Genomic DNA, 24,905 nt, shown 5'->3' on the forward strand with positions numbered 1-24,905 from the left:
ATCGCACATTGCCTGCAAACGGCAGGGAAACAATGCGGCTGCGGCATTCCGGAAACTCAGGCTGCGAAAGATGTCATCGGCTTGAGCATCAGAAACGCTTGTGCCAAGCTGTTTCCCGGCGCCGACCAGCAAACGCTGACGCAATTAACCGATTGTTATCAGCAAACTTATTTATCAAGACAGCTCAGCCGCGAAGACTTGTTTCCCGGCGTTTACGAGATGTTGGTGGAATTGAAACAAACAGGCTATCGACTGGCTGTTGCTACCGGCAAAACCAGGACGGGCTTGCAGGAAGCATTACAGGCGACCGGTACCGAAGAGCTGTTCTGCATAACTCGTTGTTCCGATGAAACCGCGTCTAAACCGGATCCGTTGATGCTGCATCAGATCATGCAGCATACCAATGCGGCAAACGACCGTAGTTTAATGGTAGGGGATTCCACTCATGACTTGCAAATGGCGATGAATGCCCAAATATCATCCATAGCGGTGTCGTGCGGAGCTCATCCGGAGGACATATTGCAGCAATATAGCCCGTTGATGTGCTTACAGCAGCCTGCGGAATTATTGAATATTATTAGAGGTTAATAAGGTATGGATAATCAGAACAAACCAGAAGTTACACAGCAATCCGGCTGGGAACGCGAGGTTATTGAAAAGTTGGCTCTGGCGGCCGTTACCGAGCAAACCAGGGCAAGGCGTTGGAGCGTTTTTTTTAAGAGCCTGATGTTTGCGTATTTGATCGTCGTGCTCGGCTTGGCGATGTATCCAAAGTTTAGCCAGAATATTGGCGTTGACAGTAAAGATCACACCGCTGTTATCGATGTGGTCGGCATGATTGCCGAAGGCAAAGATGCCAACGCCGACAGCATTATCGAAAGCTTGAGAAATGCCGTCAAAGACAAGCACACCAAAGGTATTATCCTGCATGCCAATTCGCCTGGCGGCAGTCCTGTGCAGTCGTCTTATGTGTATGAGGAAATCAAGAAAATTAAAAAAGAACACCCTGACTTGCCGGTTTATGCCGTAGTCAGCGATATTTGCGCATCAGGTTGTTATTTTATCGTTTCGGCCAGCGACAAAATTTTTGTCAATCCTTCCAGTCTGGTAGGTTCTATAGGCGTATTGATGGATGGCTTTGGTTTTGTGGACGGCATGCAAAAGCTGGGCGTAGAGCGTCGGCTATTTACGGCGGGCGAGCATAAAGCCATGCTTGATCCTTTTTCGCCCTCCAAAAAAGAGGAAGCGCATTATGTACAAAGTCTGTTGAATCAAGTACATCAGCAATTTATCAGCGCGGTTAAAGCCGGCCGCGGCGACAGGCTTAAGGAAGATCCCGATATGTTTTCAGGTTTGGTTTGGACAGGCGAAGAAGGCGTGAAATTGGGCATCGTTGACGGCGTCGGCAATCAGGATTATGTCGCCAAGGAATTGATTGGCGCCGAAACCCTGGTTGATTTCAGTCGGCAGGAACAGCTGCTCGATAAAATCGCAGGCAAGTTGGGAGCCTCTTTCGGGCAAGCGATCAGCAGCCTGGTTCAGGGCGCGTCGTTACGCTAAAGATTCAGTGTTGATTCAGGGGGATGGGTTAAAATTTTTGTGGCTCGATAGATTAGAAAGATGAATTTCCGCTAGTTAGCGAAGCGTTCGAACGAGCCGGAAAAAGCATAAACTTTGCGGTAAATGGAAAGTTAAAAATTTGGTTAATTGCCCCAGGCTCTGGATTGTCCATGAGAAATTTGATTAGAGTAGTTATAGTTGCCTTGTTGTTTTCCACTAGCTGTTTTGCAGAGAACAACCAGCTGGCATACGTCAATTTGGACGAAGCAACTAAACAAATAATCGACGGCACCTACAATAAGGTGCTGGGCGCGCAAACAGAAATCATTGATGGCAGAGAGGTGCACGTCATCAAAGTGCTGACGCCTGATGGGCGTATCCAATATTTCAAAATTGACGCGGAAACAGGTCAGTTAGTCAGTTAATCTCACGCATAAACAGATAAAAACATGCGCATTCTAGTTGTAGAAGATGAAGTAAAACTCTGCGAACAAATTCAGCAGTTCTTTGCCGATAAAGGCTTTGCCGTCGATACTGCACATACCGGCCAAGACGGCTATTACATGGGCAAGGAATATCCGATTGATGCGGCCGTAATCGACATTGGCCTGCCGGATTTTTCCGGCATCGAACTGATCAAGCGCCTGCGCAAAGACAAGGTAACTGTCCCTATCCTGATTTTAACCGCCCGCAGCCGCTGGCAGGAAAAAGTAGAGGGTTTGGAAGCCGGGGCGGATGATTATCTGGTTAAGCCGTTTCATTATGAAGAGTTGCAGGCCAGGATTAACGCCCTGATAAGGCGCTCGGCCGGGGTGGCTCATCCGGTCTTAACCCACGACAACATTGAACTGGATACCGTGGCTCAGGAAGTCACCGTGTCCGGCGTCAAACAGGAACTAACGGCTTACGAATACAAGGTGCTGGAATACCTGATGTTTCGAAAAGGCGAGGTGGTTTCAAAGTCCGTTTTGACCGCGCATATTTACGATGAAGACTTTGACCGGGACAGCAATGTTCTGGAGGTTTTTATCGGCCGATTGAGAAAAAAACTTGATCCCGACGGTACGCGCAAGCCCATTGAAACCTTACGTGGTCGAGGCTACCTGATTCCTGCCAAACACGATTGATTCGATTCTCGAATAATGTTTCTTATTAATGAAAGCAAGGCTTTTGCTGAGTGTTTATTAAGAAACTTATGATCCCCAAACTCTTCCTACAGGCTTTGAATGCAGGTTAAATCATTAAGCGTTCGATTACTGCTTTCAGCCGGACTGGTGCTTGCCGCATTTTTTGCGCTGGCTTCGGTGGTGCTTGAGCAGGGCTTCCGAGAAAGTGCCGAACAAGCCTTAAAGGAAAAGCTGCAAGTTCATGTGTATTCGCTGCTATCGGCCGCAGAGCTAAAAAATTCCGGTGATCTCAGCATGCCGAATGGTTTGCCCGAGCCCCGGTTCGCAACGCCGGGTTCCGGCCTTTACGGCTTTATCCATTCGACAAAAAAAAATCCTGTCTGGCGTTCGCCATCGGCCATAGGGCTGAATGTAACGCCTCCACCGGAATTAAGTGCTGGCAATTCCGCATTTTTGATGGCTGAGCACGAGCGTTACGCGCTGCATTACGCGGTCATCTGGAAAAATGTCGTCGGTGTCGAACGCGAATACGTTTTTACCGTAACTGAAGATGCCCAGTTTGTCAGTAGTCAGGTGGAGCAGTTTAGAAAAACCTTAAGAGTCTGGTTATTGGCTCTGGGCTTGGTGTTGATATTGATTCAGTTGATTTTGTTGCGTTGGGGCATAAAGCCTTTACGGGTTATCGTAAAAGACCTGGCGGCGATAGAAAAAGGACGCAAAACCCATTTGGACGGGGACTATGCAACGGAACTGGAAGGTCTGGCCGGCAATCTCAACGCTTTTATAAACAGTGAGCGGGCGCATCTGGAGCGTTACCGTAACGCCTTGGCGGACCTGGCGCACAGCCTGAAAACACCGCTGTCGATATTACGCGGCTGCGCCGATTCTTTTAGCGCTAATAAGGAAACGGTAAAAGAGCAGATTTTGCGTATGGATGAAATCGTCGAGTATCAATTACAGCGAGCTGCCGCAAAGGGCGAGCATAAAACCGTCGGAGCGGTGGATTTATCTGCAATTATAGAAAAAACCGCCGCATCGCTGGGTAAAGTGTATATCGATAAAAATATAACTTTCGATATAACCGTGCCGAAACAAAGTCTGGTTTATTGCGACGAAGGCGACCTGTACGAAATAGCCGGAAACCTGATGGATAACGCCTGCAAGTGGTGCGGTAGTGCCGTTAAAGTCAATGTTTTCCTGAATCAGAGCAAAGGCAGGCAGAATTTTGCGGTGTTGCTTGAGATTGAAGACGACGGGCCGGGAATACCTGCCGGGAAACTGGCCGAGATTTTAAAAAGAGGCGTCCGCGCCGATGAAAATATTCATGGGCACGGCATCGGCATGGCTGTTGTTAACGAATTGGTCGGGCTGCTGGGCGGGCTGTTGGAAGGCAAAAAGAGCGAAACGCTGTACGGCATGAAATGGAGTGTTTATTTACCTTAAAGGCTTGGTTTTCTTATCACTATAAAATCTTCACTAACGTAGCAACGGCAACTATTGTAACAACCATTACCCCGCCTAATTTAATAATCATGCGTTGTTCAAGTTGAAGCAATCGTGCTTCCAGTCTTTCATTTAATCGTTCTTCCATGTGTTTTAGGTCTTCACGAGTAGCAATTTCGTTCAAATTCAGCTCAAAAACTTCGGCTAACGCTTCCGCTTCAGCCTCGGCTACCTTCGGCTCGGCACCCGCTGCCTTTAGTCTATTTGCATATTTCAAAGTATCAAACGTAATTGCCGCCATAATTCGGTTTTCCTTTTGTTAAATCTGGCCGAAGTATAACACAACAAAAACTCACTGCTTTTCGGCAACAGAGCTTTTTAATGGTCATTTATTTAAAATTTAGTTCCGTAGAGTGGACGCCGCGCACCATTTACAGGAAATTCATCAGCATCATAACGGTGCTCTATGTGTTCCTGTCCGGTTTACGACGCCTGTTTCAACATTCCCAATCCGTTAGGCTTTTTGACCACCTGTAGCTGGGCTTTAAAGCGTTTTTGAACGCCTTCGACATGGGAAATAACGCCGACGGTTTTTCCATGGGTATGCAGGCCTTCAAGAGTGCTGATAACGGTATAAAGCGTTTCCGAGTCCAGGTTGCCAAAGCCTTCGTCGAGAAATAGCGAATCCACGGACTTGCCGTTATTGGCTAATTCCGAAAGCCCCAGCGCCAGCGCCAAACTCACCACAAAACTCTCTCCGCCGGACAGTGTCCTGGGTAGTCGGCGGACATTGCCTTGGTAAGTATCTTCAATTTCCAATGCCAAGCCCTGCTCACTGGGTATTTGCCGCAGATAATAACGGCCGCTGACTTTTTCCAGTACGGCATTGGTTTGGGACAGCAGCCGATCGGCTATCCGTTGTTGAACCCGGCGACGAAAAGCCATGCCGCTTTCCTCGGCTATTTGAGCGGCTTCCGCGTTACACAGGCGGACAATTTCTTGTTGATCCTGCAATTGGGCCAGAATCGTATCGGCCTTTTCTCTAAATTGTTTTTGTTCGTCCAACAGCCGTTCCAGACGTTGGATTTCAAGATTGGCTATCGCCAGTTTTTCGGTTACGCTTTTCAGTTGGGCGGCGAGTTGTTCCGGACTCGATTCAGTTGCAACCAGCATACTGCCTGCCGCCAGTTCGAGCCGGCTCTTTTCCAATTCTATGGCTTTTGCATCAATTTCCTGTTCCAGTTCTGCCAGGTGCCGTTCCAGCTCCGGCTGGTGCTGCAACAGCTCCAGCGTTTGAGTTAGCTCATGCAGGCTGGTAAATGGCGTTCCCTGCATCTTGTCTTGCAATAACCGCTTTAATACGTCGAGCTCGGCTTCCTGTCTGCTGATAATCTGTTCCTTGTCGGCAATCAGTTTTTGCTTTTCAATCAAGGCTAAATGCAGGCCGACGATTTCCTCGTTTTGTAATTGTCGGTTGTAACGCGCAAGCTTTTCATCATATGCGGCTATTTCAACCTGGCAATGGTCTGCTTTCGCCTTCAATGCTTCCAGTTCCTCGGTTAAGCTTTTTTGACGGAAAACATAGCTTTGATAATCCTGGCGGCGCGCATTTAGCCGGTCAAACAAGGCATCTTCTTTGCCTTTGGCCGGCATTTTTTCGCCCAGCAAGGCTAATTGTGCAACGACCTCGTCGGCCAGTTGTTGCTCTTCCTGCTGGCGGGCAATCAATGCGGCATCGTAATCGATCTCTTCCTTAGGACGGTCCCGCCGTTCGGCATCCAGTTGCCGGGAGTTTAGCTGCAAGCGTTCAGCAGTGGCTTCGCCCTTGGCGATTAAGGCTTCCAGCTGTTCGATACCGGACTGTTTTTTTCGATAATCGGCAATTACGCCGGTAATGGTTTTTAATTCGCTGATTTCGGTGCTTAGCCGATGTTGCAGCAAGCGCAATTTATCGATTCTCAGGTCTTCGCTGGCCGTATTAAGCCGGTTGCACAAAGTTTGCCATTGAGACTTGATCTTGATCTGCTCTGTCTGGTTGGCTTGGTTTTTTTCGGACTGTTTTTGCGTGGCTTTAAGCTGTTGTTCCAGCTTACCGGACGCTGCCATTAAAGCTTTTATTTTCGCTTTCTGATCCGTTAACGCCTGTTGAGAATTGCCCACTCTCGGCGGATACTGGACATAGGGATGCTTTGGGGAGCCGCATAAAAAACAAGGCTCGCCGTCAACAAGATGCTGCCGGTCCGGGGCCATTTTGCGCAGTAACGATTCACGGAAAACAGCCATTTCCAGGGTGAGCTTAATATTCTCTTCCCGGCTTACTTCCTGTTTTAGTGCGGCAAGTTCAGACTCCAGCACCTCAATATCATGATTCGGCTGCTCTTTGCGGCCAAAGATGCGGAGGAATCCAAAACCGCTTTTGGTCAGTTTTTGGTAAGTGATAGCCAGATTGTAGAGTGCCCGAAAGTCATTAACCCGTTCTTGCTGCTCTTGCCGGAACTCCTCAAGCTCAGCCAGATTTTTGCCTTGCGCCAACTCTTCCAGCGCCTTTTTTGCCAGCGGTAATTTATGTTTTAATTCGGCAATTCTTTTATTTTCCTGCGCAATAGCCGATTCGTTGTTTTTCAGCGATGCCGCAGCATTATTGGACCACTTGGCGAATGATTTTTGTTTTTCTTTCAGTTCGACCAGTTCAGCCCGGAGCTTTTTTAATCGGCCTGTTTCGGGAAAACTTGCCAGCAAAGATTCATCGGCGACATGCTCTTCCAGCCATTTGGACACATTGGCGAGATTGGCTGTTTTATCATCAATCTGCACGTCTAAAGATTGCCATAAGTCTGATTCCGACTGCCGCTGAGCAGTAATCTGGCCTATTTGGGCTTTAATTTCGGATATGGCTTGCCCTTGTTCCTCGGCTGATTTATGCGGCAATCCATCCGGAGTCGTCTTATCTGCGCCGACATGGTCTTGTATCTGCTTAAGTTCGCTACGAAAGTCTTCCAGTGTTTCTTTACCCTGATGAATTTCGTGCTTTTTTTCCTTAATAGCCAGCACATCATCTTGAAACAGCCGTGCATCCTGGACCGTGGTCAGCTGATCCAGCTTTTGCTGCTCGCTTTCTGACAGCGTTTTGATTTGTTGCAGACTTTTTTCCTGGTCGGCAATCCGGTTTTGCAGAGTTAGCGCATCTTGCAACGAGTCCAACTGCTGCTTCAGATTGCTTTGCTCCTCCTTCAGCTCGGTTGTTTGGTCAATGAAATCGATCAGGTCATGTTCGCAGGCTTCCAGTTTTTCCGGTTCGATGATGGGTATAACCGATAAATCCTGGTTTAAATAATCCAGGCGTTGCTGCGCGTCGGCGGCTTTTTTATCAACTTCGCTTTTATAGTCCGCGTAAATGTCAGTGCTGATGATTTTTTCCAGAATATCCATGCGCTCACTGTCCAGCGCGTTCAGGAATGCGTCAAAATCGCCCTGCGCCAACAATATTGAGCGGGTAAAGTTGCGGAAATTCATCCCGGTGATTTCAGTGATGCGTGCGCATACCTGTTGGGGGGTGGTCGCCAGAACCTCATCGTCGCTCAATCGGGTCAGCTTCATTTCGGGCGACGTTAACTCGCCCTCAGGATCCGCATCTTGCCGTTGCGCATGCCAACTGGACCGGTATTTCACCTTATCCAGGGCAAATTCAATTTCCGAAAAACACTCGACCGTGTGTTTGGTCATTACATGCCCGGCAGGACGGTCGAAACGGAAAGTCTCGCCATACAAGCCCAGCGTAATGGCATCTAAAATGCTGGATTTTCCCGATCCGTTAGGACCGGTAATGGCAAAAACCCCGGTATCTGAAAAAGGCGATTGTTCAAAATCGATCCGGCTCTCGCCTTCCAATGAGTTGATATTTTTAAAATGAATATTGAGTATTTTCATAAGTATCTGTTTTATATGCCTGTACTAAATGGTTATTGATTATTTGGTACACGCATTGGTACACACTTTGGATATGCTTACATGATACACCACGGGATTGCCTGGGAAAACAAGCGTACAAAACACCCGCAATACTTGCCTAAATGTCTGGCACAAAAAAGCCGGTGTTACCCGGCCTTGTTTCTGTCTTACGACTAATTAAACCAATCAATATTCCTAAGAATCAACCTATATTTGCTGGCGAGTTGAAAGACATCTGTAGGTTTAGTTTGAACCTTGTTTTGTATCTTCACCCAGAGTTTCAGTAAATTTCCTGAATTCTTCGGTGACATCTGAAAATTTTACCTCATGCGCTACTTCTTCATAATTCTCTGTAAATCCAGTTACAATTAAATCAACCTTATTACGCTGACTAAAATCCTTAACTTCATCGGTAAAAGTTTTTTCAAGCTTAGCTAGTTCTTCATTCCGACGAATATTAAATGCATCTGAAAAGCGCTTTTGTTCAACTTCAAATATTTCACTTGATGCATTGCTTTTCAGTTCAACCAGATGTTTATCCCACTCTAAAAATTCTTTCTCTAATTGTTTTTTTGAAGCTTTCGCTTGGTGATAATTTTCAAGGATTCTAGTGTAGTTGATTAAGGCTACCTTACATTGTTTCGCCCGGATATTGTTCAATTGATTTTGCGTGTTATTTGAAATCCGGTAATTATCGGAAACTATTGAGTTAGTTAAGTCCAATTCTTTAGAAACAAAATTCGCCTCGTCATTTGTTAAAATAAGGAAGTTCTGATTCTCTAGTTCTTTCTTCCTATCCTCGGCTTGTAATACCTTTCTCTTATCAAGATGAGCTATTCTGCATCCACTTGTACGCTGAGGATCTACTTGAGCAGAAATAGATTTTTTGGATTGTTCCGCGGAACATCCACCAAGAATAGCTACGCAAACCGCCATGATGGTGATACTTTTCATACTAATTAATCCTTTTTCTTTAAGCAGTAAAACAAATCATAAGCTGGCCCACACAAGGTTATTTATAAAACATCAAAAGCTCATCCATGACAGGGTCGATTTTTGTTTTTACGCCTTGCCATTTCAACGGGGAAAAACCGCCTTTGCCTCTAAGATGATAATTGGCATGAGCAATCCTTGAATTTTTGTCTGAGATTGCAATATCTGCCGAGGATAAATAAGTTACAAAATCCCATGATCGTCTGGCGGTATAGGTTAAATTAAAGTCGCATGAGTCTGGGGATGGAGTTATATCCATATAATATTGATCAGGGAAACTATCTTCTTCATCCTGGACTTTGGCCTTAGTCGTAGGCGATAACGCTATAAATTCGCTTGTTATGTTATGGCGCTTCAGGTCATCAGCTATCACCTGCACAAAATCATCCACTTCAACTTTTGGATTTTCTTTGATACAGATATGTTTCACGCTATAAGACGCTTCAAGCGGTCTAACCGTTACAGACGTACATCCTACACCCATAATACTTACAATTAAGATAACACTAAATTTGATCACGTTAATCAGTCCCATTGACAAAGCCGTTAGAAATACATCATCTTACATTATTGGGTTAGATAACACACTAAATCACAAGCAACCTTTTTTAGTATAAGTTTGCGCCTATCGAATTGACATAAAAAACCGGCATGGTTAGCCGGTCTTAGTTGTTACATTTTGCTAATCATTTTAATTCTTAAGCAAATCATCATCATGTTATGTTGGGTTTAAATATGCCTGTAGTTTTTACTACATCTCTCTCGTTGAAAACACTTAACCCGCTTCGGCGGGTTTTTTTGCTTCACAAAGTTACCTGTAGTGGTGGGATTGGGCAAGTTGATACAAAAAAGCCCATAATCCGTTAAGGCTACCGGCCTTGATTGTTATATTATTACATTGTCTCTAATTGGCCGGTTTATCGGTATAGCGCCAACTCACTTTAACGCTTCCCATTATTTCTGGCTCTGGTAGCTGTTCGTCTCGATAAGGTTTTAACAGAACGATATTAAGCCTGTCATCGTGAATATTTGCCGCTTCGAGTTTAGATAGCCTGGTCTCTATGCTCATGTTGCCTCGCTATGGTTCGAGTGGAACTATTAAGATAACCATCTGGTCTGGGTGCGGTCTTGGATTGCCGGTTTCAGCCATCCAGCGAGTTATGGCTTCATCTTCACTCACAAAATCACCATCAGTGACTATTAAGATTGCATTATGCTGTGGTTTCGGCGTTGATTGCTCTAGCCTGTCTAACCGGGTTTTGATGCTCATTTCTGATTCTCCAATACTTCGATACGTTTCTCTAAATCGCTGCCCTCGATCACCTTACTGACCGCTTGCAGCATCCAAGTCAGTTTAGTGGCATCCTGTACGTCAACCATTCCCGACCTTGCCTCTCTATATACCTTTGCCATTTCCCGTTTAACATCCTGCATAGTGTCCAGTTTCGCCCGGTATCGCGCTCCTTTGTGTGGGGGTAGGTGGGACACCTCGCCCGTTATGCCATCGACCTCGACCGGATATTGATTAGCCATTTTTCAACCTCAATGTTTAATAGTTAACAGGGTTTTGGATTCATCCGACGTAAAAACTCCGCATGTTCTGAGTTCCTTGCCATTACTTCTATAGAATTTCCATTAGGCGTGTAGCAAGTAACAATAATTTCAGAATCTAAAGGCGCTGCTAATTCTGCTAATTTGCTAATTGGGCGTGGTGTTTTGGTGCTTTCAGCTTCGCAATTAGCAGGATTAGCAAAATTAGCAGGGGGGATAGTTTTTGTTTTTGATAATTCACTAGGATCAAACCACATGCTGCACGCTCCATGATTTTTTAGTGACTACATTATCAATAACTATTCCCGGCTCATTTTCAACAAGATAACCATTAGTCACAAGCTCACCTATGGCGGCATCGAGACGCTTTTTATTGCGTAAATGACTTGGCCCCTGAGTAAGCACCGCGGCTGTTCTAAATATTCGACAACCGCGCCCGTCAAGCCATCTGGATAATGATTCAGCATCAGTAACAGACTGTGGAATAACTGCCGCGCCTTTTATGCGTAGCGTCTCTTTCAAATACCATTGAATGATAACTAGGGCACGGTTAAGGCGATTAACGTCGATGACTCGCGCTGTCATCCCGTCCTCAATTGCCGTCAACACCCCAGCAATACGACAGGCGTTTTCAAGTGCCTTTGATGCTCTGTCTCGCAGTTCCGACAAGTCGTTACCGGATTGCATCAGGGTTTCAAACTGATTCATTGCTTCAATAGCCGTCCTCTGCGCTTCTTCATTCAAAGGCAGTTCTAGCGGATCAAGCTCCTGTTCACTTTTACCTGTGCGCGGCTCTGCTTCGGTCAAGGCCTTAAGCTTTGCAAATAGTCGCTTAACCTCCCTGCGCTCCCTTGGTTGCTCGAATAGTTCAATATGTCGACTACCGATAGTTGATTCAGGCCACGCCACTAAACACCGCGCCAGTAAGCCTTGTCCGTTCGCCATTCGATCACTCAATAACTGCGCCATGACATCAGGTTGCGCCAATTGGTGCATGGCTAATCTGCGCCCATATAAAACGCCACTGCCATCGCCAGCTCTCACCCGGTCAAATGCTGCGCCATCCCACATCTTGCACCATCGCGCCATCGTCTTTAGTGCGTTATCCGAATTCAAGGCATGACCGCCAATCAATAGCCCGGCCTCATCGCTGAATAAGCCTAGGCTTGGCTGTGATACCGCCATCAGTTTATAAAGCCCCTCAACCGTCGGTTCTGTCACAAATCTAAGCGGCATAATCGGCGGTTCTGGCTTCTTAGGGCATGAGTGCTTAGCCTCTGCTGCATAATCACTCGCTGCCTGGCTTTTTGCTGCTTTTGCTGCCGCTTTATTTGCTGCGTCTGCAACTTCTTTCCATTGGGCAAGCTCGGCCTCATAAAGTTTCAGCTCAATAGCGTAAGACTCCATATCCTGCCGCTCCTGTGCTTTAGCTGCGCCCAGTACCACATCATCAACACCGCTCTTACGCTCTCCCGATTCTGCTACGGTCAATAAAAACAACGATAAAGGCTTGCTTTCTCCCCACGGAAGCATGACATCAAAATGCGTTTGAGCTGCCAGTGACGCACTAGCCAGAACACTTTGGCAACATAGCGTTAGCGGGGCTTTTATCGTTTCATGCAAAGCCGTTGCTGCCGATCCTAAAACGTCGCCTAACGCTTCAACTGGATAGGGTGCGGCTTTGGGTAGTGGTGCGCGTAGCGGTTCAGGCTCACAAATTAACAAGTTAGATATGGGCTGTTGTTCGCCATAATCATCTATTACATCGGGCATCATGCTTGCACCGCCTTGGGATAATAAGTCTTGATGGTTTCGCGTGTGGGTGTCCAGCGCTGATCTAACGGTTTGGATATGTCGTAGTAGCCGGTTGGCGTGGTGAAGTCCTCCCACGCAGGCCAGACTGTAACGGATATGGCTAACGCCCTTAATAGGCATTTAACCAGCTCAATGATTAGCGTCGCTGCTGCGCTCCTGTCCCACTCCACGATGAAGGGACAGCCAGAAACAGGCCATATAAGCGCCTTTGGGTCTTGTTCTGCCGTGAGTACCATTGCCGACATATCGCGGTCTTTGTTGCGTTCTTGGGCAGCTCGAAAGGCATTACCGCCAACACACACGAATATAAAATCAGGTGGGTTGCTCCAGCACATACGCTCAGCAAGGCTTTTGCCATACGCTGCGTATTTTGATTTGAAATTGGTCTGTTTGTTCATCATAGCGAGAACCCTGCCCATGATAACCATGTACCAACTTTGATTATTGCGGTTTTGATACGGGTAGGAAGTGAAGTAAAATAGAATTGTATTGTTTGTATTGCGCTACGCCCGGTTGCCGCCGGGTTCGTGGTCAATCTGTCCATAATCTAGGCTCCGGCTCTTGCGACTTCCAGTTCAATAACCAGCGCCTTTATTTCTTCGTCTGATTTTCCAGCAATACGAGCTTGATTGATTGCCTGAACTTCGTTTGAAGGCCACGCTACTCTTTCGCCGCCGATCCTCACGGGACGAGTAAATAAGCCTTTCTGAATTTTTCTATAGAGAGTTGACCGGCTATCGCCTGTGGCCTGTTCGACAATGGGACGTCGTAATAGGGGATTGAGTGCGGGTAATATTGTACTTGCCATTCTTTAAGCCTCCTTAGGCCTGTTAGGGAATGACAATATTTTGCGGTGATATAAATTTCGCTAGTCGATAACAATATCATCGAAATTTTCAAGTGTTTTAGAAATTAGAAATTAACTATTAATCAATTAGTTGCTTAATTTCTTTCGCGCTTTGCTTAACTGAGTTTGAAGTTTATTTACCTCTGATTCTGCTCTCCATTTAGATTTATACCTGCCTGACTGAATCATAATTTCTATTAAGGCTTCTTTATCGGTCTTAAACGCATCTCTCTCTTTCATCACGTCTACACACTCAATCATTAACTTAAGTGTTTTATCTGAAAACACCGGCGGTTTACCTGGCTTTTTAGGTGGATTTTTAATCTCGGGTTTTGGGTTAGGTTTACGCCCTCTTTTTTTGGGTGTTAGCTGGTATTCTAATAAAGCATTTTTGATGTATTGGTCTTTAAGTTCCTGAAATAGCCTCCTATTTTCGGCTTCCAGTGCTTCGCATTGTTCAAGTAGAGTCGGCACTTTTCCGCAAAGTGCATGAGCCATCGCTTCCAGTTTGCTTTTTCTATTCATTCAACATTCCATTAAAGTGTGTTGTGTTCGTTACGAGAGGAATAATCAGAAACAGAGAAACGAATCCTGCTTATTACTCCGTCGAGCTATTCGGTTAATTTGAGCTATACCGCATTGCGAATCGGTGTTACGTTCCAATCTTTGCCGGTTTCGCATGACTCCAGGTAATTCGCCCAAAGTTGCAAAGCCTTTTTGCGTTCATCAAAGAAATCATGTCGGCCATAAGTGCCTGCTACACCAGATATGGAATGATTCAAACATCGCTCACTGATAAATTCATCAACACCCATTTCCTGTAGCTTTGTCTTGGCAGTTCTGCGCAAATCGTGGACAGTAAAATGATTGATGTTGGTTATTTTTTCTAGCGCTTTATTGAGTGTTGCTTCGCTGATATGCGGTAATTTTTTATGCTGAGAACTACGCGCGGGCAGTAAGTTATCGCTGTCTGCTGATCTGATAAATAGCTCATTAAGCGCTTCAATGGTTTGTGCTGGTAACGGAATATCAATGGCCGATTTGGTTTTTGTCCTATGTTTTACAATTGTCCATATTGCCGTACCAAGATTAAATTCAGATTTTAATGCCTTGATAAGCTCTGATTTACGCACGCAAAGTATCAATAGCAATTTGACTGTTAAATAGTTGTCACGACCAAAGCCTTTTGCCTCTGTCATATCTTTAAACAGCGCCGTTAATTCCTCTTTGCTTAAGGTGCGTTCCCTAGGCTCTTGCTTGCCGCCAGCATAAGAAATGTCGAGCCACTGTGCTGGATTATGAGGGATGATGTGTTGCGCCACGGCAAATCCAAAAACTCGGCGCGTATGTTCTCTTAATTTATTGGTGCTTGCCGGATAACTGCGAGCAAGGTCTTTTTGATACATGGTGTTGATGTGCTTGCCGGTCACATCCTCAACGAGCATTTTACCCAAGGCCGCGCTTAGCCGGTTAATGTGTCCTAGCGCCTGTTCAGGTTTTTTGAGCTTTGGAAGAACGCGCTCCTTGTAATAGAGCTCAGTCAGTGTTGCCACTGTGATACGGTTCTTTTCCGCTTCGATCTGGGCAATAGCGGCGATTTTACGCGATTGCTTTTCTGCTGCGACATCATGACCCAAAGAGACACGAGCGCTTAGTTCCTTAGCTCTGCGTCGAGCATCGACAAGTGGGAGGTCTTTGTAAGAGCCGATAAACATTTGGCGCTGTTTACCTGCCAGACGATAACGAAAGCGCCACATTGGAGCAGCCATTTCTTTACGATAGCAAATATAAAGACCGCCACCATCAGTGCGGCCTTCAAAATGTTCACCTTTTTTTATCCAGGATTTGATCTGTATATCAGTTAATTTGGCCACCGAACTCTCCTATGTGTACCAAGAAAATTTGGTACATGCTTTGGTACACATTTATTGTGCGCTTATGTGGGATTGCTTGCAACAGGTAGAGACAGAAAAGCTAGTATTTAAGGGGCTTTTAGGGAGGGTTTAGGAGGGTGTGGGAATGTGTGAATCAGTGGTTGATATTTTTAAAATGAATATTAAGTATTTTCATTGGCTGACGAATTTGCTCTGCAACAGCTGGAGATTTTCAAATAAGGCATTATAACGCCGTCTGTCGATTTTTTCCCAACCTATGCGATAGGCCGTAATAACCGGCAAATATAATGCTCAAAACAAAGCGGCACAACCTGAATCTTTTGAAAAATTGGATGAAAGCCATGTTCGGTAAAATCCGGAAATTGAAATATTCGTTTATAGCCGAGCGGTAAGTACATGCATAAGAAACATCTGCTAAAATGAAGCAAGGAGGAAATTTAATGCTGAAAAAAACTTTACGTTGGCTGCTGACCTTGATTTACAAGGTTGAAGTTAGAGGGCTGGATAACTATAAAAAAGCCGGAAAACGTGTCCTGATCATATCCAATCACACATCCTTTCTGGACCCGTTACTGTTGGGTGTATTTCTACCCGATGACATCACTTTTGCGATCAATACCCAGATTTCCGAGCGCTGGTGGCTAAAGCCTTTTTTAAGGTTATCCCGCGTCTTTCCAATGGATCCGACCCATCCTTTGTCACTGAAGGATTTGATTCATCATTTGCAGAAAGACACCCGTACTGTTATTTTTCCTGAAGGCCGCATTACCGTGACCGGCTCGTTAATGAAAATCTACGACGGCACCGGCATGGTCGCCGATAAATCCGAAGCGGCCATATTGCCGGTACGCATTGAAGGGGCCGAATACACGCATTTTTCCAGATTGCGCAATATCGTACGCCTGCGCTTATTTCCCAAAATCACGATCCAGATTTTGCCCCATACCTTCGTTACGCATCCTGAAGGCTTAACAGGCAAGAACCGCCGTAAATACAGCGGACATGTCCTGGCCGATATTATGACCGAGATGATGTTTGCAACCAGTCATTATCGGCAGACCATTTTCGCCAGCCTGCTTGAAGCACGCAAAATACATGGCGGCAAACATAGGGTTGCCAACGATATGGAGCGCAAGCCGTTATGTTATGACGATTTAATCACCCGCTCGATCATTATCGGCAATGTTTTAAAGAAGACGACAGCCGAGCGGGAAAATGTCGGGGTTTTCTTGCCCAATTCGACCAAAACCCTGGCGGTTATTCTGGGCTTGCAGCTTTATGGCCGGGTGCCGACCATGCTGAATTTTTCGACCGGCTCGGCTGGCATGATTTCCGCTTGTAATACAGCGCAAGTCAAAACCGTTTTGACATCCCGTCGTTTTATAGAAATGGCTAAGTTAAACGACGATGCCGAGCACTTGGGCGAGCAGGTTCAACTGGTCTATCTGGAAGACTTGGCCGGACGTCTGTCGGCATGGGATAAATTTCAGGGCTTGGTGCAATGCAAAACCGCCAATATCTGGTACAAACACACCCAATATAGTCCAGATAGCCCGGCGGTGGTTTTATTTACTTCCGGTTCTGAAGGCATGCCCAAAGGGGTTGTGCTGTCCCATGCCAATATCTTATCCAACCTTAAACAATTGGAAGCGCGGATCAATTTTAATGCGCGCGATGTGGTGCTCAACTTTTTGCCGATGTTTCATTCGTTCGGCTTTACCGTCGGCACGATGCTGCCGATACTGCATGGCATGACCACCTTTTTCTATCCAACGCCTCTGCATTTTGCGGTGATTCCTGAAATCGCTTATGAAACCAGCGCCACCATCATGTTCGGCACCAATACCTTTTTAGCCGGTTATGCTAAAAAAGCCCACGCCTATGATTTTTTCAATATGCGTTATGTCGTTGCCGGAGCCGAAAAGTTGCAGGAAACCACCCGCCAGCTTTGGATGGACAAATTTGGCATACGTATCCTGGAAGGTTACGGTGTCACCGAAACGACACCTATTGTCTCTGTGAATACGCCGATCGACTATAAATCCGGTACTGTAGGGCGGTTTATGCCGTCTATGGAATACAAATTGGAGCCGGTTGATGGCATTGACGATGCAGGAAGGCTTCATCTAGCCGGGCCCAATATCATGCGGGGTTACCTGCTGCCAGAGAACCCGGGAAAACTGGTGCCGCCCAAATCAATCTACGGCGAAGGCTGGCATGATACCGGCGATATTGTGCATGTCGATAATGAAGGCTTTCTTAGCATACGCGGCCGCAGCAAACGTTTTGCCAAGGTCAGCGGTGAGATGGTTTCATTAACCGCCGTAGAACAGATGGCGACCAATGCCTGGCCGGATGCGCACCATGCCGTAATCAGCTTGCCTGATCCAAAAAAAGGCGAGCAGGTTATCTTGGTCACCACTCAAAAGCAGGCGACGCTTCATGACTTGGCGGCGGCATCTAAAGGCGTGGCTCATATCCTGATGCCCAAGAAGATTTTGATTGTTGATGCGATTCCGGTGATGGCGTCCGGCAAGACCAATTACATCGCCGTAGCAGAATTGGCAGCCGGCAAAGTGTAGGGTACGCACCGCGTACCATTTCCAAAGTGTTGAGGCTCAATAAAACCCAATAGGGTACGCGGTGCGTACCCTACGCGACTGAATTACTACCCTGCATGAACAAACAACTCTACCCGTTACTGATCGCCCAGTTCTTGTCCGCATTTGCCGATAACGCTATTTTATTCACAGTGATTGCGATAGTGATGCAGTCTGCGCAGCTGGCAAGCTGGTATGTTCCGGCCTTGCAGAGCGCGTTTTTGGTTGCTTTCGTGATACTGGCTCCGTGGGTGGGCGGGTTTGCCGATAATCATCCCAAAGCCCGGGTGTTAATTATCGGCAATCTGATCAAAGCGGTGGGCGCGGTATTATTGCTGTGCAAAGTCGAGCCGTTGCTTGCTTACTGTGTGGTTGGCGTGGGTGCGGCCATTTACAGTCCGGCAAAATACGGCATTCTGCCGGAACTGGCAGGGCACGAAATGCTGGTTAAAGCGAACAGCTGGATTGAAGGCTCCACTATTCTGGCTATCCTGATGGGCATGGTGATAGGCGCGAAAGTGGCCGATTATTCGATAGCTTGGGCGCTAATCGGGACCATCGTCACTTTTATCATCTCCGCATTGACTACTTTGTTTTTACCGGCGGGCGTCGTCAAAAAAACGGCTCCGGGTTCGACACTGCTGATGTTTTGGCGGGAAATAACACTGTTTTTTACCACGCCGCGATCACGCTTTGCGATCCTTGGCGGTTCTTTATTCTGGGCCGCAGCAGCAACGTTAAGAGTGATTATCGTGGCCTGGGCGCCGCTGATTTTATTGTCAAAAAATGCGTCCGAAATTGCTGAACTGACATTATTTATCGCTATCGGCATCATAGCCGGATCGGCATTGGCGCCTGGGTTAATTCCGCTGGAGCATTTACGCCGCGCGCGAATCCCCGCTTATTTAATGGCTTTATTTATTTTCGGGCTGAGTCTGACAGACAGCATCTGGCCGGCCCGGTTTGCGCTGTTTTTTACCGGAGCCATGGGCGGCATGTTTATCGTTCCCGTTAATGCGGCGTTGCAGGAACTGGGGCAGCAGAGCATCGGCAGCGGCAGTGCGGTTGCTTTGCAAGGTTTTTTTCAGAATCTGACCATGCTGGCCGCGGTCGGCAGCTACACCTATGCCGCATCGCAAAATGTTGATCCTGTTTTAGCGATGCTGAGTTTGGCTATGCTGGTTTTTCTGGCTACTTTTCTGGTATCGCTGCATTTGCCGGATAATCAGGCCGGGAAGCTCGGCCGAATCTGAAATTGGTTTTTGCGGCTGAAGCGGTTTTTCCTGAATTAACCTGCCTTATTCAATATTACGCCCGAGCTGATTGCGGCGGCTTTACCTCTGCTTTCGTTGACTTTGAGCAGCAAAACCAGGCCAACGATGAAAAACGATAAAGTCGACAGCAATGACATCCGGTGGTTGCCATGGCTCCAGTAATTTATCAGGCCGTAGCTCAACGGGCCTATTATGGCCGATAAGCGATTGACCAAACCCCATAACCCTAAAAATTCTCCCGCCCGCTCAGTCGGTGAAAATTTACTGACCAAAGCACGCCCGACAGCCTGGCTTGCTCCCATGGCCAGACCGATAATATTTCCGGCTATCCACATATGCGCGGGCTTGTCGGCAATTAACGCCACTAACACCGCAACAATCCAGATAAGCAGGGTAATGGTCAGCGTTGGAACCGAGCCTATTCGGTCTTGTAAATGTCCACAGATAAAAGCACCGACGGCGGCAGTCACATTAACGACCATAATCAGCATAATCAACGATTGGGTATCAAAGCCCATGACTTCCCGCGCATAAACGGCGGATAGAACCACCACGGTGCTAACACCCGACTGGTAGACACCGAGTGTTATCAAAAACCAGAGCAAGTCGCGAAAGCGGATCGCTTCTTTAAAAGTATGCGTCAGCCGGGCATAACTTATCTGTAGATTTGACAGCCCCTGGGTTAGCGCAACAGGTATTGCCCGTTCTCGTAGCCAAAGAAAAGTAGGGGCGGCCGTCAATGCAAAGATTACAGCGGTAATCAGTAAGGTAACAGGAACAAAATGAGTTTCGGGCAGTCCGCGTTGCCTGGCCCAGGTAATGTAGGCAAGACAAATCCCTAATGTCAGAAGACCGCCAAAATAGCCCAGACTCCAACCATAACCGGACATTTTGCCCATGTTTTTCTCAGGCACAATCTCCGGCAGAAACGCGGCAATCAGGTTTTCGCCGAAGGCAAACATGACGGCTGATAGGGTAACCAGCGCCATCCCGAGACCTATATCGCCGGGACCGACCAATGCCAGTAAGGCTGTCGATAAGATGCAGCCCACAGAGGAAATCAGCAGGAAGCGTTTCTTCCAAGCCCGATGATCGGCAATGGCGCCTATCAGCGGTCCGCCGATCATGACTATCAAATTAGCCATGCCGATGGACAGAGACCAAAGCAGGGTTGATAAACCGGGGGCGACGCCTTGCGCGGCGCCGGCGACCACACCAACAAAGTAGGCGCTGAAGATAGTGGTTTGCACCACCGTGGTATAACCGGAGTTGGCAAAATCATATAAAGCCCAGGCCAGCAATTCCTTGCGGCTTGCATTGCCAATTAACCGGCTATCTTGGTCAGTAAACGGTTTATTTTGATCGCTGTTCATATCCGAAGCCTGCCACAATCGTCATTTTTATCGCCCTTCAATATTAGGAGAGTAGTGTTTTTTAATTAAAGTGTATCAGCTTCATACCTGTGGATGGTAGATTGGGCTTTCGCGTCGACCTTTACCCCGGCATGAAAGAGGCGATATGTGAAGCGCTCTTTCGCCGACGCCGGGTTACAGGAATTCAGGCGGAAGAACATCCATTTTGTAAGTCTTTTTTTAAATCCTGTTATGCTATTGATGGTAGACAGTTATACTTTATACATTCGGTTGCCGTAAAAAATTAGACCTTGTGCCGGAATGCTTAAGCTGAGTTTGCATGCGCCCGGAGTTGGTTTTTAAAGCATTTGTATCAGTCGGATAATCAGGAAATACAAAAACGGCTAACGATTATAAGCAAGCTTTAAACTAGAATAATAATGAGGAACCTATAGAAATGAAGCTATTTGAACTCGGAAAAATTACCATGACGCCATCGGCTATTTCAATTATAGCCAGCTATAAAGTAGCTGTTGGAGACCTGCTGGACAGGCATGAAAAAGGTGATTACGGGGATGTGTCAGAGGTGGATTGGCGTGAGAATACGTTTGCGTTATTACCTCAATCGATTGAAAGAATAATGTCGGTCTATAGTATTAAAAACGAAAAAATATGGGTTATCACCGACCCGGACAGAAAAGTAACAACGCTATTAACGGAAGAGGATTTTTAACGAGTTAATCGGACTATCGAATAAAAAGCTGTTTGCTTAATGAGTAACAGCGAGACCGGCTGTATTCATAGGCCGGGTCAAATGCTTTATCATTAATTCAATAAATTGGAGCTCAATGCCGGGTTGCAGAAGGATGCAGCCTGCTAAGAATCCGTAGCAAGGGAAAATAATAATAATGATAAGTTTCCACCAGCTTGCGACGCCGCTAAAGCAACTCGGCGTAGCCGCACTTTATGCGTTGCTAGGTTTGACTATCCTTGACTGTTGTTCAGGCAACGGTGTTATCAGCATTATCTGGCTGCCAGCAGGGCTGGCGCTGTCGGTTTTGTTGTTAGGCGGAAACAAGTATGCCTGCGGGATATTTCTTGGCGCTCTCGTAGCCAACGTAATGACAGTAAACTCCTCTGGGCTGGCTATAGCCATAGCCATAGCCAGCACGCTGGAAGCGCTTTTGGCAAGCTTGCTGCTGAAGCGCTACGAAATTTTTAATCAACCCTCCCTATCGACTCGCACCTATTTGCAACTGCTTATAGCCGGCGGTATTGCCAGCGTTGTGGCCGCATTGCTCGGAACCTCAGCGTTGGTTTTTTTCGGGTTCGTAACCGAAGAAACGTTTTTTCAGCACCTGACATATTGGTGGCGGGGGGATATGCTGGGTATCGCCTTGGTTACCCCGATGATTTTGATCTGGCGGCAAGCGCCTGACGATTGGCTTAGGCCGAATCGGCTGGTTGAGCTCATTTTGTTGATGGGGTTGGCTTTTTTGGCCGGCCAGATGATTTTTATAGGATGGCTGTACGAAGAAGCCGGCAGTATCGCCAAGGCCTACTGGGTATTTCTGTTTATGACTTGGGCGGCGGTCCGTATGGGGCCTCATGCGTTGGTCATGATCCTTATTATGACGGCAATTCAAGGGTTTTTAGGCGCCCGGCAGGGAACCGGCTTTTTCGCAGAGGATATTACCAAAACCTATTTGACCAGTTATTGGTTCTTTATGATGATACTGTCCGTGACAGGTACGGCGCTGGCTACCCATTTCGTCGCGCGTAGCCGGGCCGAACAGACGCTGGCAGCGAGTGAAGGCTATCAACGTGCTATCTTCAATGCCACGCCGGATGCCATGTTGATTAGCGACAAGCAGGGCATTATTACCCAGGTCAACCGCCAGGCCGAGCTACTGCTGGGCTATAAGCTTGGAGAGCTGATTGGTCAGTCGATTGAAGTTTTGGTGCCGGAAGGCTTTCGCCCAAGGCATCCTGAGTTCCACGCCAAATATGTTGCCGCACCGGTAGCCAGGCCGATGGGAGTCGGGCGAACAGTACAGGCGCGACGCAAAGACGGCAGAACTTTCGACGTGGATATTAGCATAAGCCCGATTAAAACGGATCAAGGCTTGTTTTTCGCCTGCGCATTACGAGACGTCACTTCACGTAAGCAAGCGGATGCGCATCTTCGCATTGCCGCCATTGCTTTCGAGTCGAATGAACCGATGGTTATCACCGATGCCAATAATATTATTTTACAAGTTAACCAAGCGTTTACTAAATCCACCGGCTACACAAAAGAAGAGGCCGTCGGCCAGAAGGTAAATTTACTTAAGTCCGGCCGTCATGGCGAGGCCTTTTATAAAGCCATGTGGGAAACCATCGAGCTCACCGGGACATGGCAGGGAGAAATTTGGGATCGGCGCAAGAATGGCGAAATTTATCCCAAATGGCTGATCATCTCGGTTGTTAGAGGGGATGATGGTGCGGTTACCCATTATGTCGGAACCCATATCGACATTACTGAGCGCAAGGCTGCCGAGGAGCAGATCAAACAGCTGGCTTTTTATGATCCGCTGACCCAATTGCCCAATCGCCGGCTGTTGCAGGAACGCTTGAAACACGGCATTGATGTGGAACGGCGTGGCGGCAAACAACTGGCACTGCTGATGCTCGATTTGGATCGATTTAAATCGGTAAACGACAGCATGGGACATCTGGTGGGCGACGAGTTGCTACAGCAAGTCGCTAAAAGAATCACCAGCCGGTTGCGCGAAGTCGACATGGTGGCCCGTTTGGGAGGCGACGAGTTCATTGTGTTGCTGGAAGATATCGCACATCCCGAAGATGCCGCACGAGTGGCTGAAGATATCATCGCTGACTTAAGCAAGCCTTTTTGCGTGGATCAGGGCGAGGAAATACAAATCAGCGCCAGCATCGGCATTAGTTTGTATCCGCAACATGGGGGCAATCCTGAGCTACTGATGGACCATGCCGATACGGCGTTGTATCAGGCCAAAGATGCGGGGCGTAGCTGCTTCGCTTATTTCTCGGAAGACTTTACGATTGCGGCTCGCGAGCGCATTGCGCTGGAATCGCGTCTACGGCGGGCGATTGAGCAACAGGATCTGTGTGTTTTTTATCAGCCGCAGGTAGATATTGCCAGCGGCCGCATCGTTGGCGCAGAGGCATTGGTGCGCTGGCTGGATCCGGTTGAGGGGCTGATTCCGCCGATCCGCTTTATCCCTATTGCCGAGGAAACCGGCCTGATCATCGCGATTGGCGAATGGGTGCTGCGGGAAACCTGCCGGCAAGGCCGACAGTGGCTGGATGCGGGGTTGCCACGGTTAAACTTGGCGGTCAATGTGTCACCCCAGCAGTTCCGGCGCAGCGATATTTGCGGCTTGGTTGCCAAGGTGTTGAAAGATACCGGTTTTCCGGCCAGTCAACTGGAACTGGAAATAACCGAAAGCGGATTGATGGAAAATCAGACTAACGCGACAGAGATTCTCAACTGCCTGCGCGGTCAGGGTATTCGGCTGGCTATTGACGACTTCGGCACCGGCTATTCATCGCTTGCTTACCTTAAGCACTTCCCATTGGACATGTTAAAAATCGATAAGAGCTTTATCGATGACATTCCTCATTTGCAATATGACATGGAAATTGCATCTACGATTATTGCGATGGGGCATATTTTGGGCTTTAAAGTCTTGGCCGAAGGCGTGGAAACGCCGGAGCAGCTGGACTTCTTGCGGGAAAAAGGCTGTGACATGTATCAGGGCTATATCAAAAGCCGCCCCCTACCTGCGGAAGAGTTTGCAAAATTATTGGGTAAACCGACTGCGACCTTGATTAGTCGCCAAGAGATGCCGCAACTGTAATCTGCTCCGTGCATAAAGGGCGGCCGGCTACCCAGCCGCCTATAAAGCTTTTCACCAGCAGTACAACCGCGTCTTCAACATCTTTAATCGCCATTGCGTCGAGTTCGCGGGCCAAGGATAAGCTACAGATTCCGTGGACACCGCTCCAGAGCGCCTGGGCTGCCTGTTTACCTTGTTGCGATGAACAGTCCGGCGCAAGTTGCGCAAACTGCGCCTCTACCAGGCTAAACATCTGCCTGATCTTCTCTTGATACCATTCAGGAGGCTCGGCGTCCCTGGCAAAAATCAGGCTCCACCGGTTAAAGTTTCGGCTGGCAAACGCTACGTAAGTCTTGGCCAAATCCGCAATATATTGCTCGGGAGAACACTTGGGCACTTGGTGCATCTGCTCAGTAAGGTCATCGACAGTGCTTGCGTTGATATGCATGACCAAGTCGGCCATATTGGCGAACACCATATAGATGCTGCCGACCGTATAGCCGATTTCCATGGCAATCCGGCGCGCTGTTAACGCCGCATAGCCTTCATTGACGATGATGGTTTCCGCCGCATCCGACACCATTTCCCTTATTTCGTCCAGACTGTGCTTGTTGCGTCTTGCCATGTTGTGCGCCTTTAG

At 47.4% G+C, this 24,905-nt stretch carries 23 protein-coding genes; 9 read left to right on the forward strand and 14 right to left on the reverse strand.

Annotation, left to right across the window (positions count from 1 at the left end):
* The 5 genes from M0R47_RS17125 to M0R47_RS17145 all read left to right on the forward strand — a co-directional run.
* Positions 1-588: HAD-IIIA family hydrolase (locus M0R47_RS17125; RefSeq protein ID WP_292557023.1), on the forward strand; the 588-nt coding region annotated here is incomplete at its 5' end.
* Positions 589-594: 6 nt separating this feature from the next.
* Complete coding sequence (gene sppA, locus M0R47_RS17130; RefSeq protein WP_292557025.1) at positions 595-1,560, forward strand: signal peptide peptidase SppA; 966 nt, start codon at positions 595-597, stop codon at positions 1,558-1,560.
* A 170-nt stretch (positions 1,561-1,730) separates the two neighbouring features.
* Positions 1,731-1,985, forward strand: coding sequence for a hypothetical protein (locus M0R47_RS17135; RefSeq protein WP_292557027.1), 255 nt, complete (start codon positions 1,731-1,733; stop codon positions 1,983-1,985).
* A gap of 24 nt (positions 1,986-2,009) precedes the next feature.
* Entirely contained in the window at positions 2,010-2,687 is a 678-nt protein-coding gene (locus M0R47_RS17140; RefSeq protein WP_292557029.1) for a response regulator transcription factor, read from the forward strand.
* 99 nt (positions 2,688-2,786) lie between these two features.
* Positions 2,787-4,130 carry an ATP-binding protein gene (locus tag M0R47_RS17145; protein WP_292557030.1) on the forward strand — a complete coding sequence of 448 codons (1,344 nt, stop codon included), beginning with the start codon at positions 2,787-2,789 and terminating at the stop codon, positions 4,128-4,130.
* Positions 4,131-4,149: 19 nt separating this feature from the next.
* Here the strand turns inward: M0R47_RS17145 and M0R47_RS17150 are convergent, their stop codons facing one another.
* From M0R47_RS17150 to M0R47_RS17205, 12 genes are all read right to left on the reverse strand, one after another.
* A complete protein-coding gene (locus M0R47_RS17150; RefSeq protein WP_292557033.1) occupies positions 4,150-4,431 on the reverse strand; it encodes a DUF1640 domain-containing protein in 282 nt (93 codons plus the stop codon).
* 182 nt (positions 4,432-4,613) lie between these two features.
* Entirely contained in the window at positions 4,614-8,057 is a 3,444-nt protein-coding gene (locus M0R47_RS17155) for an AAA family ATPase (protein WP_292557035.1), read from the reverse strand.
* A gap of 264 nt (positions 8,058-8,321) precedes the next feature.
* On the reverse strand, positions 8,322-9,032 hold the full coding sequence (locus tag M0R47_RS17160) for a hypothetical protein (RefSeq protein WP_292557037.1): 711 nt from the start codon (positions 9,030-9,032) through the stop codon (positions 8,322-8,324).
* 58 nt (positions 9,033-9,090) lie between these two features.
* Positions 9,091-9,606: a hypothetical protein gene (locus M0R47_RS17165; protein WP_292557039.1), complete on the reverse strand. Its 516-nt coding sequence runs from the start codon at positions 9,604-9,606 to the stop codon at positions 9,091-9,093.
* Between the two features lie 543 nt (positions 9,607-10,149).
* Entirely contained in the window at positions 10,150-10,341 is a 192-nt protein-coding gene (locus M0R47_RS17170; RefSeq protein ID WP_292557041.1) for a hypothetical protein, read from the reverse strand.
* Positions 10,338-10,604 (reverse strand): hypothetical protein, encoded by a 267-nt coding sequence (locus M0R47_RS17175; RefSeq protein WP_292557043.1) that lies wholly within the window; start codon positions 10,602-10,604, stop codon positions 10,338-10,340. Before M0R47_RS17175 ends, M0R47_RS17170 begins: the two co-directional genes overlap by 4 nt.
* A 23-nt stretch (positions 10,605-10,627) precedes the next feature.
* Positions 10,628-10,879, reverse strand: a complete 252-nt coding sequence (locus M0R47_RS17180) for a hypothetical protein (protein ID WP_292557045.1) — start codon at positions 10,877-10,879, stop codon at positions 10,628-10,630.
* Complete coding sequence (locus M0R47_RS17185; protein ID WP_292557046.1) at positions 10,869-12,398, reverse strand: YfjI family protein; 1,530 nt, start codon at positions 12,396-12,398, stop codon at positions 10,869-10,871. Before M0R47_RS17185 ends, M0R47_RS17180 begins: the two co-directional genes overlap by 11 nt.
* Positions 12,395-12,838 (reverse strand): hypothetical protein, encoded by a 444-nt coding sequence (locus tag M0R47_RS17190; protein WP_292557048.1) that lies wholly within the window; start codon positions 12,836-12,838, stop codon positions 12,395-12,397. Before M0R47_RS17190 ends, M0R47_RS17185 begins: the two co-directional genes overlap by 4 nt.
* A gap of 146 nt (positions 12,839-12,984) precedes the next feature.
* Complete coding sequence (locus tag M0R47_RS17195; protein WP_292557050.1) at positions 12,985-13,245, reverse strand: AlpA family phage regulatory protein; 261 nt, start codon at positions 13,243-13,245, stop codon at positions 12,985-12,987.
* Positions 13,246-13,371: 126 nt separating this feature from the next.
* Complete coding sequence (locus M0R47_RS17200) at positions 13,372-13,809, reverse strand: hypothetical protein (protein ID WP_292557051.1); 438 nt, start codon at positions 13,807-13,809, stop codon at positions 13,372-13,374.
* Between the two features lie 104 nt (positions 13,810-13,913).
* Positions 13,914-15,158 carry a site-specific integrase gene (locus tag M0R47_RS17205; protein WP_292557053.1) on the reverse strand — a complete coding sequence of 415 codons (1,245 nt, stop codon included), beginning with the start codon at positions 15,156-15,158 and terminating at the stop codon, positions 13,914-13,916.
* A 461-nt stretch (positions 15,159-15,619) separates the two neighbouring features.
* Here M0R47_RS17205 and M0R47_RS17210 point away from each other — a divergent pair, with 461 nt between their 5' ends.
* Positions 15,620-17,761, forward strand: a complete 2,142-nt coding sequence (locus M0R47_RS17210; RefSeq protein ID WP_292557055.1) for an AMP-binding protein — start codon at positions 15,620-15,622, stop codon at positions 17,759-17,761.
* A gap of 95 nt (positions 17,762-17,856) precedes the next feature.
* A complete protein-coding gene (lplT, locus tag M0R47_RS17215; protein ID WP_292557057.1) occupies positions 17,857-19,032 on the forward strand; it encodes a lysophospholipid transporter LplT in 1,176 nt (391 codons plus the stop codon).
* 35 nt (positions 19,033-19,067) lie between these two features.
* Here the strand turns inward: lplT and M0R47_RS17220 are convergent, their stop codons facing one another.
* Positions 19,068-20,426, reverse strand: a complete 1,359-nt coding sequence (locus tag M0R47_RS17220; RefSeq protein WP_292557059.1) for an MFS transporter — start codon at positions 20,424-20,426, stop codon at positions 19,068-19,070.
* A 436-nt stretch (positions 20,427-20,862) separates the two neighbouring features.
* Between M0R47_RS17220 and M0R47_RS17225 the strand changes: the two genes are divergently transcribed.
* Both M0R47_RS17225 and M0R47_RS17230 read left to right on the forward strand, forming a co-directional pair.
* Complete coding sequence (locus tag M0R47_RS17225) at positions 20,863-21,138, forward strand: hypothetical protein (protein WP_292557061.1); 276 nt, start codon at positions 20,863-20,865, stop codon at positions 21,136-21,138.
* Between the two features lie 175 nt (positions 21,139-21,313).
* A complete protein-coding gene (locus M0R47_RS17230) occupies positions 21,314-24,286 on the forward strand; it encodes an EAL domain-containing protein (RefSeq protein WP_292557063.1) in 2,973 nt (990 codons plus the stop codon).
* Here the strand turns inward: M0R47_RS17230 and M0R47_RS17235 are convergent.
* Positions 24,258-24,890: a TetR/AcrR family transcriptional regulator gene (locus M0R47_RS17235; RefSeq protein WP_292557065.1), complete on the reverse strand. Its 633-nt coding sequence runs from the start codon at positions 24,888-24,890 to the stop codon at positions 24,258-24,260. The genes M0R47_RS17230 and M0R47_RS17235 overlap by 29 nt on opposite strands.
* Between the last annotated feature and the right edge of the window lie 15 nt (positions 24,891-24,905).

This window comes from Methylobacter sp. (genome assembly GCF_023227905.1).
Taxonomy (GTDB): Bacteria; Pseudomonadota; Gammaproteobacteria; order Methylococcales; family Methylomonadaceae; genus Methylobacter_A.

Bases quoted from the DNA above. Each gene is read 5' to 3' on its own strand.
- sppA (WP_292557025.1), top strand. From the start codon at position 595: ATGGATAATCAGAACAAACCAGAAGTTACACAGCAATCCGGCTGGGAA.
- M0R47_RS17135 (WP_292557027.1), top strand. From the start codon at position 1,731: ATGAGAAATTTGATTAGAGTAGTTATAGTTGCCTTGTTGTTTTCCACT.
- M0R47_RS17140 (WP_292557029.1), top strand. From the start codon at position 2,010: ATGCGCATTCTAGTTGTAGAAGATGAAGTAAAACTCTGCGAACAAATT.
- M0R47_RS17145 (WP_292557030.1), top strand. From the start codon at position 2,787: ATGCAGGTTAAATCATTAAGCGTTCGATTACTGCTTTCAGCCGGACTG.
- M0R47_RS17150 (WP_292557033.1), bottom strand. From the start codon at position 4,431: ATGGCGGCAATTACGTTTGATACTTTGAAATATGCAAATAGACTAAAG.
- M0R47_RS17155 (WP_292557035.1), bottom strand. From the start codon at position 8,057: ATGAAAATACTCAATATTCATTTTAAAAATATCAACTCATTGGAAGGC.
- M0R47_RS17160 (WP_292557037.1), bottom strand. From the start codon at position 9,032: ATGAAAAGTATCACCATCATGGCGGTTTGCGTAGCTATTCTTGGTGGA.
- M0R47_RS17165 (WP_292557039.1), bottom strand. From the start codon at position 9,606: ATGGGACTGATTAACGTGATCAAATTTAGTGTTATCTTAATTGTAAGT.
- M0R47_RS17170 (WP_292557041.1), bottom strand. From the start codon at position 10,341: ATGAGCATCAAAACCCGGTTAGACAGGCTAGAGCAATCAACGCCGAAA.
- M0R47_RS17175 (WP_292557043.1), bottom strand. From the start codon at position 10,604: ATGGCTAATCAATATCCGGTCGAGGTCGATGGCATAACGGGCGAGGTG.
- M0R47_RS17180 (WP_292557045.1), bottom strand. From the start codon at position 10,879: ATGTGGTTTGATCCTAGTGAATTATCAAAAACAAAAACTATCCCCCCT.
- M0R47_RS17185 (WP_292557046.1), bottom strand. From the start codon at position 12,398: ATGATGCCCGATGTAATAGATGATTATGGCGAACAACAGCCCATATCT.
- M0R47_RS17190 (WP_292557048.1), bottom strand. From the start codon at position 12,838: ATGATGAACAAACAGACCAATTTCAAATCAAAATACGCAGCGTATGGC.
- M0R47_RS17195 (WP_292557050.1), bottom strand. From the start codon at position 13,245: ATGGCAAGTACAATATTACCCGCACTCAATCCCCTATTACGACGTCCC.
- M0R47_RS17200 (WP_292557051.1), bottom strand. From the start codon at position 13,809: ATGAATAGAAAAAGCAAACTGGAAGCGATGGCTCATGCACTTTGCGGA.
- M0R47_RS17210 (WP_292557055.1), top strand. From the start codon at position 15,620: ATGCTGAAAAAAACTTTACGTTGGCTGCTGACCTTGATTTACAAGGTT.
- lplT (WP_292557057.1), top strand. From the start codon at position 17,857: ATGAACAAACAACTCTACCCGTTACTGATCGCCCAGTTCTTGTCCGCA.
- M0R47_RS17220 (WP_292557059.1), bottom strand. From the start codon at position 20,426: ATGAACAGCGATCAAAATAAACCGTTTACTGACCAAGATAGCCGGTTA.
- M0R47_RS17225 (WP_292557061.1), top strand. From the start codon at position 20,863: ATGAAGCTATTTGAACTCGGAAAAATTACCATGACGCCATCGGCTATT.
- M0R47_RS17230 (WP_292557063.1), top strand. From the start codon at position 21,314: ATGATAAGTTTCCACCAGCTTGCGACGCCGCTAAAGCAACTCGGCGTA.
- M0R47_RS17235 (WP_292557065.1), bottom strand. From the start codon at position 24,890: ATGGCAAGACGCAACAAGCACAGTCTGGACGAAATAAGGGAAATGGTG.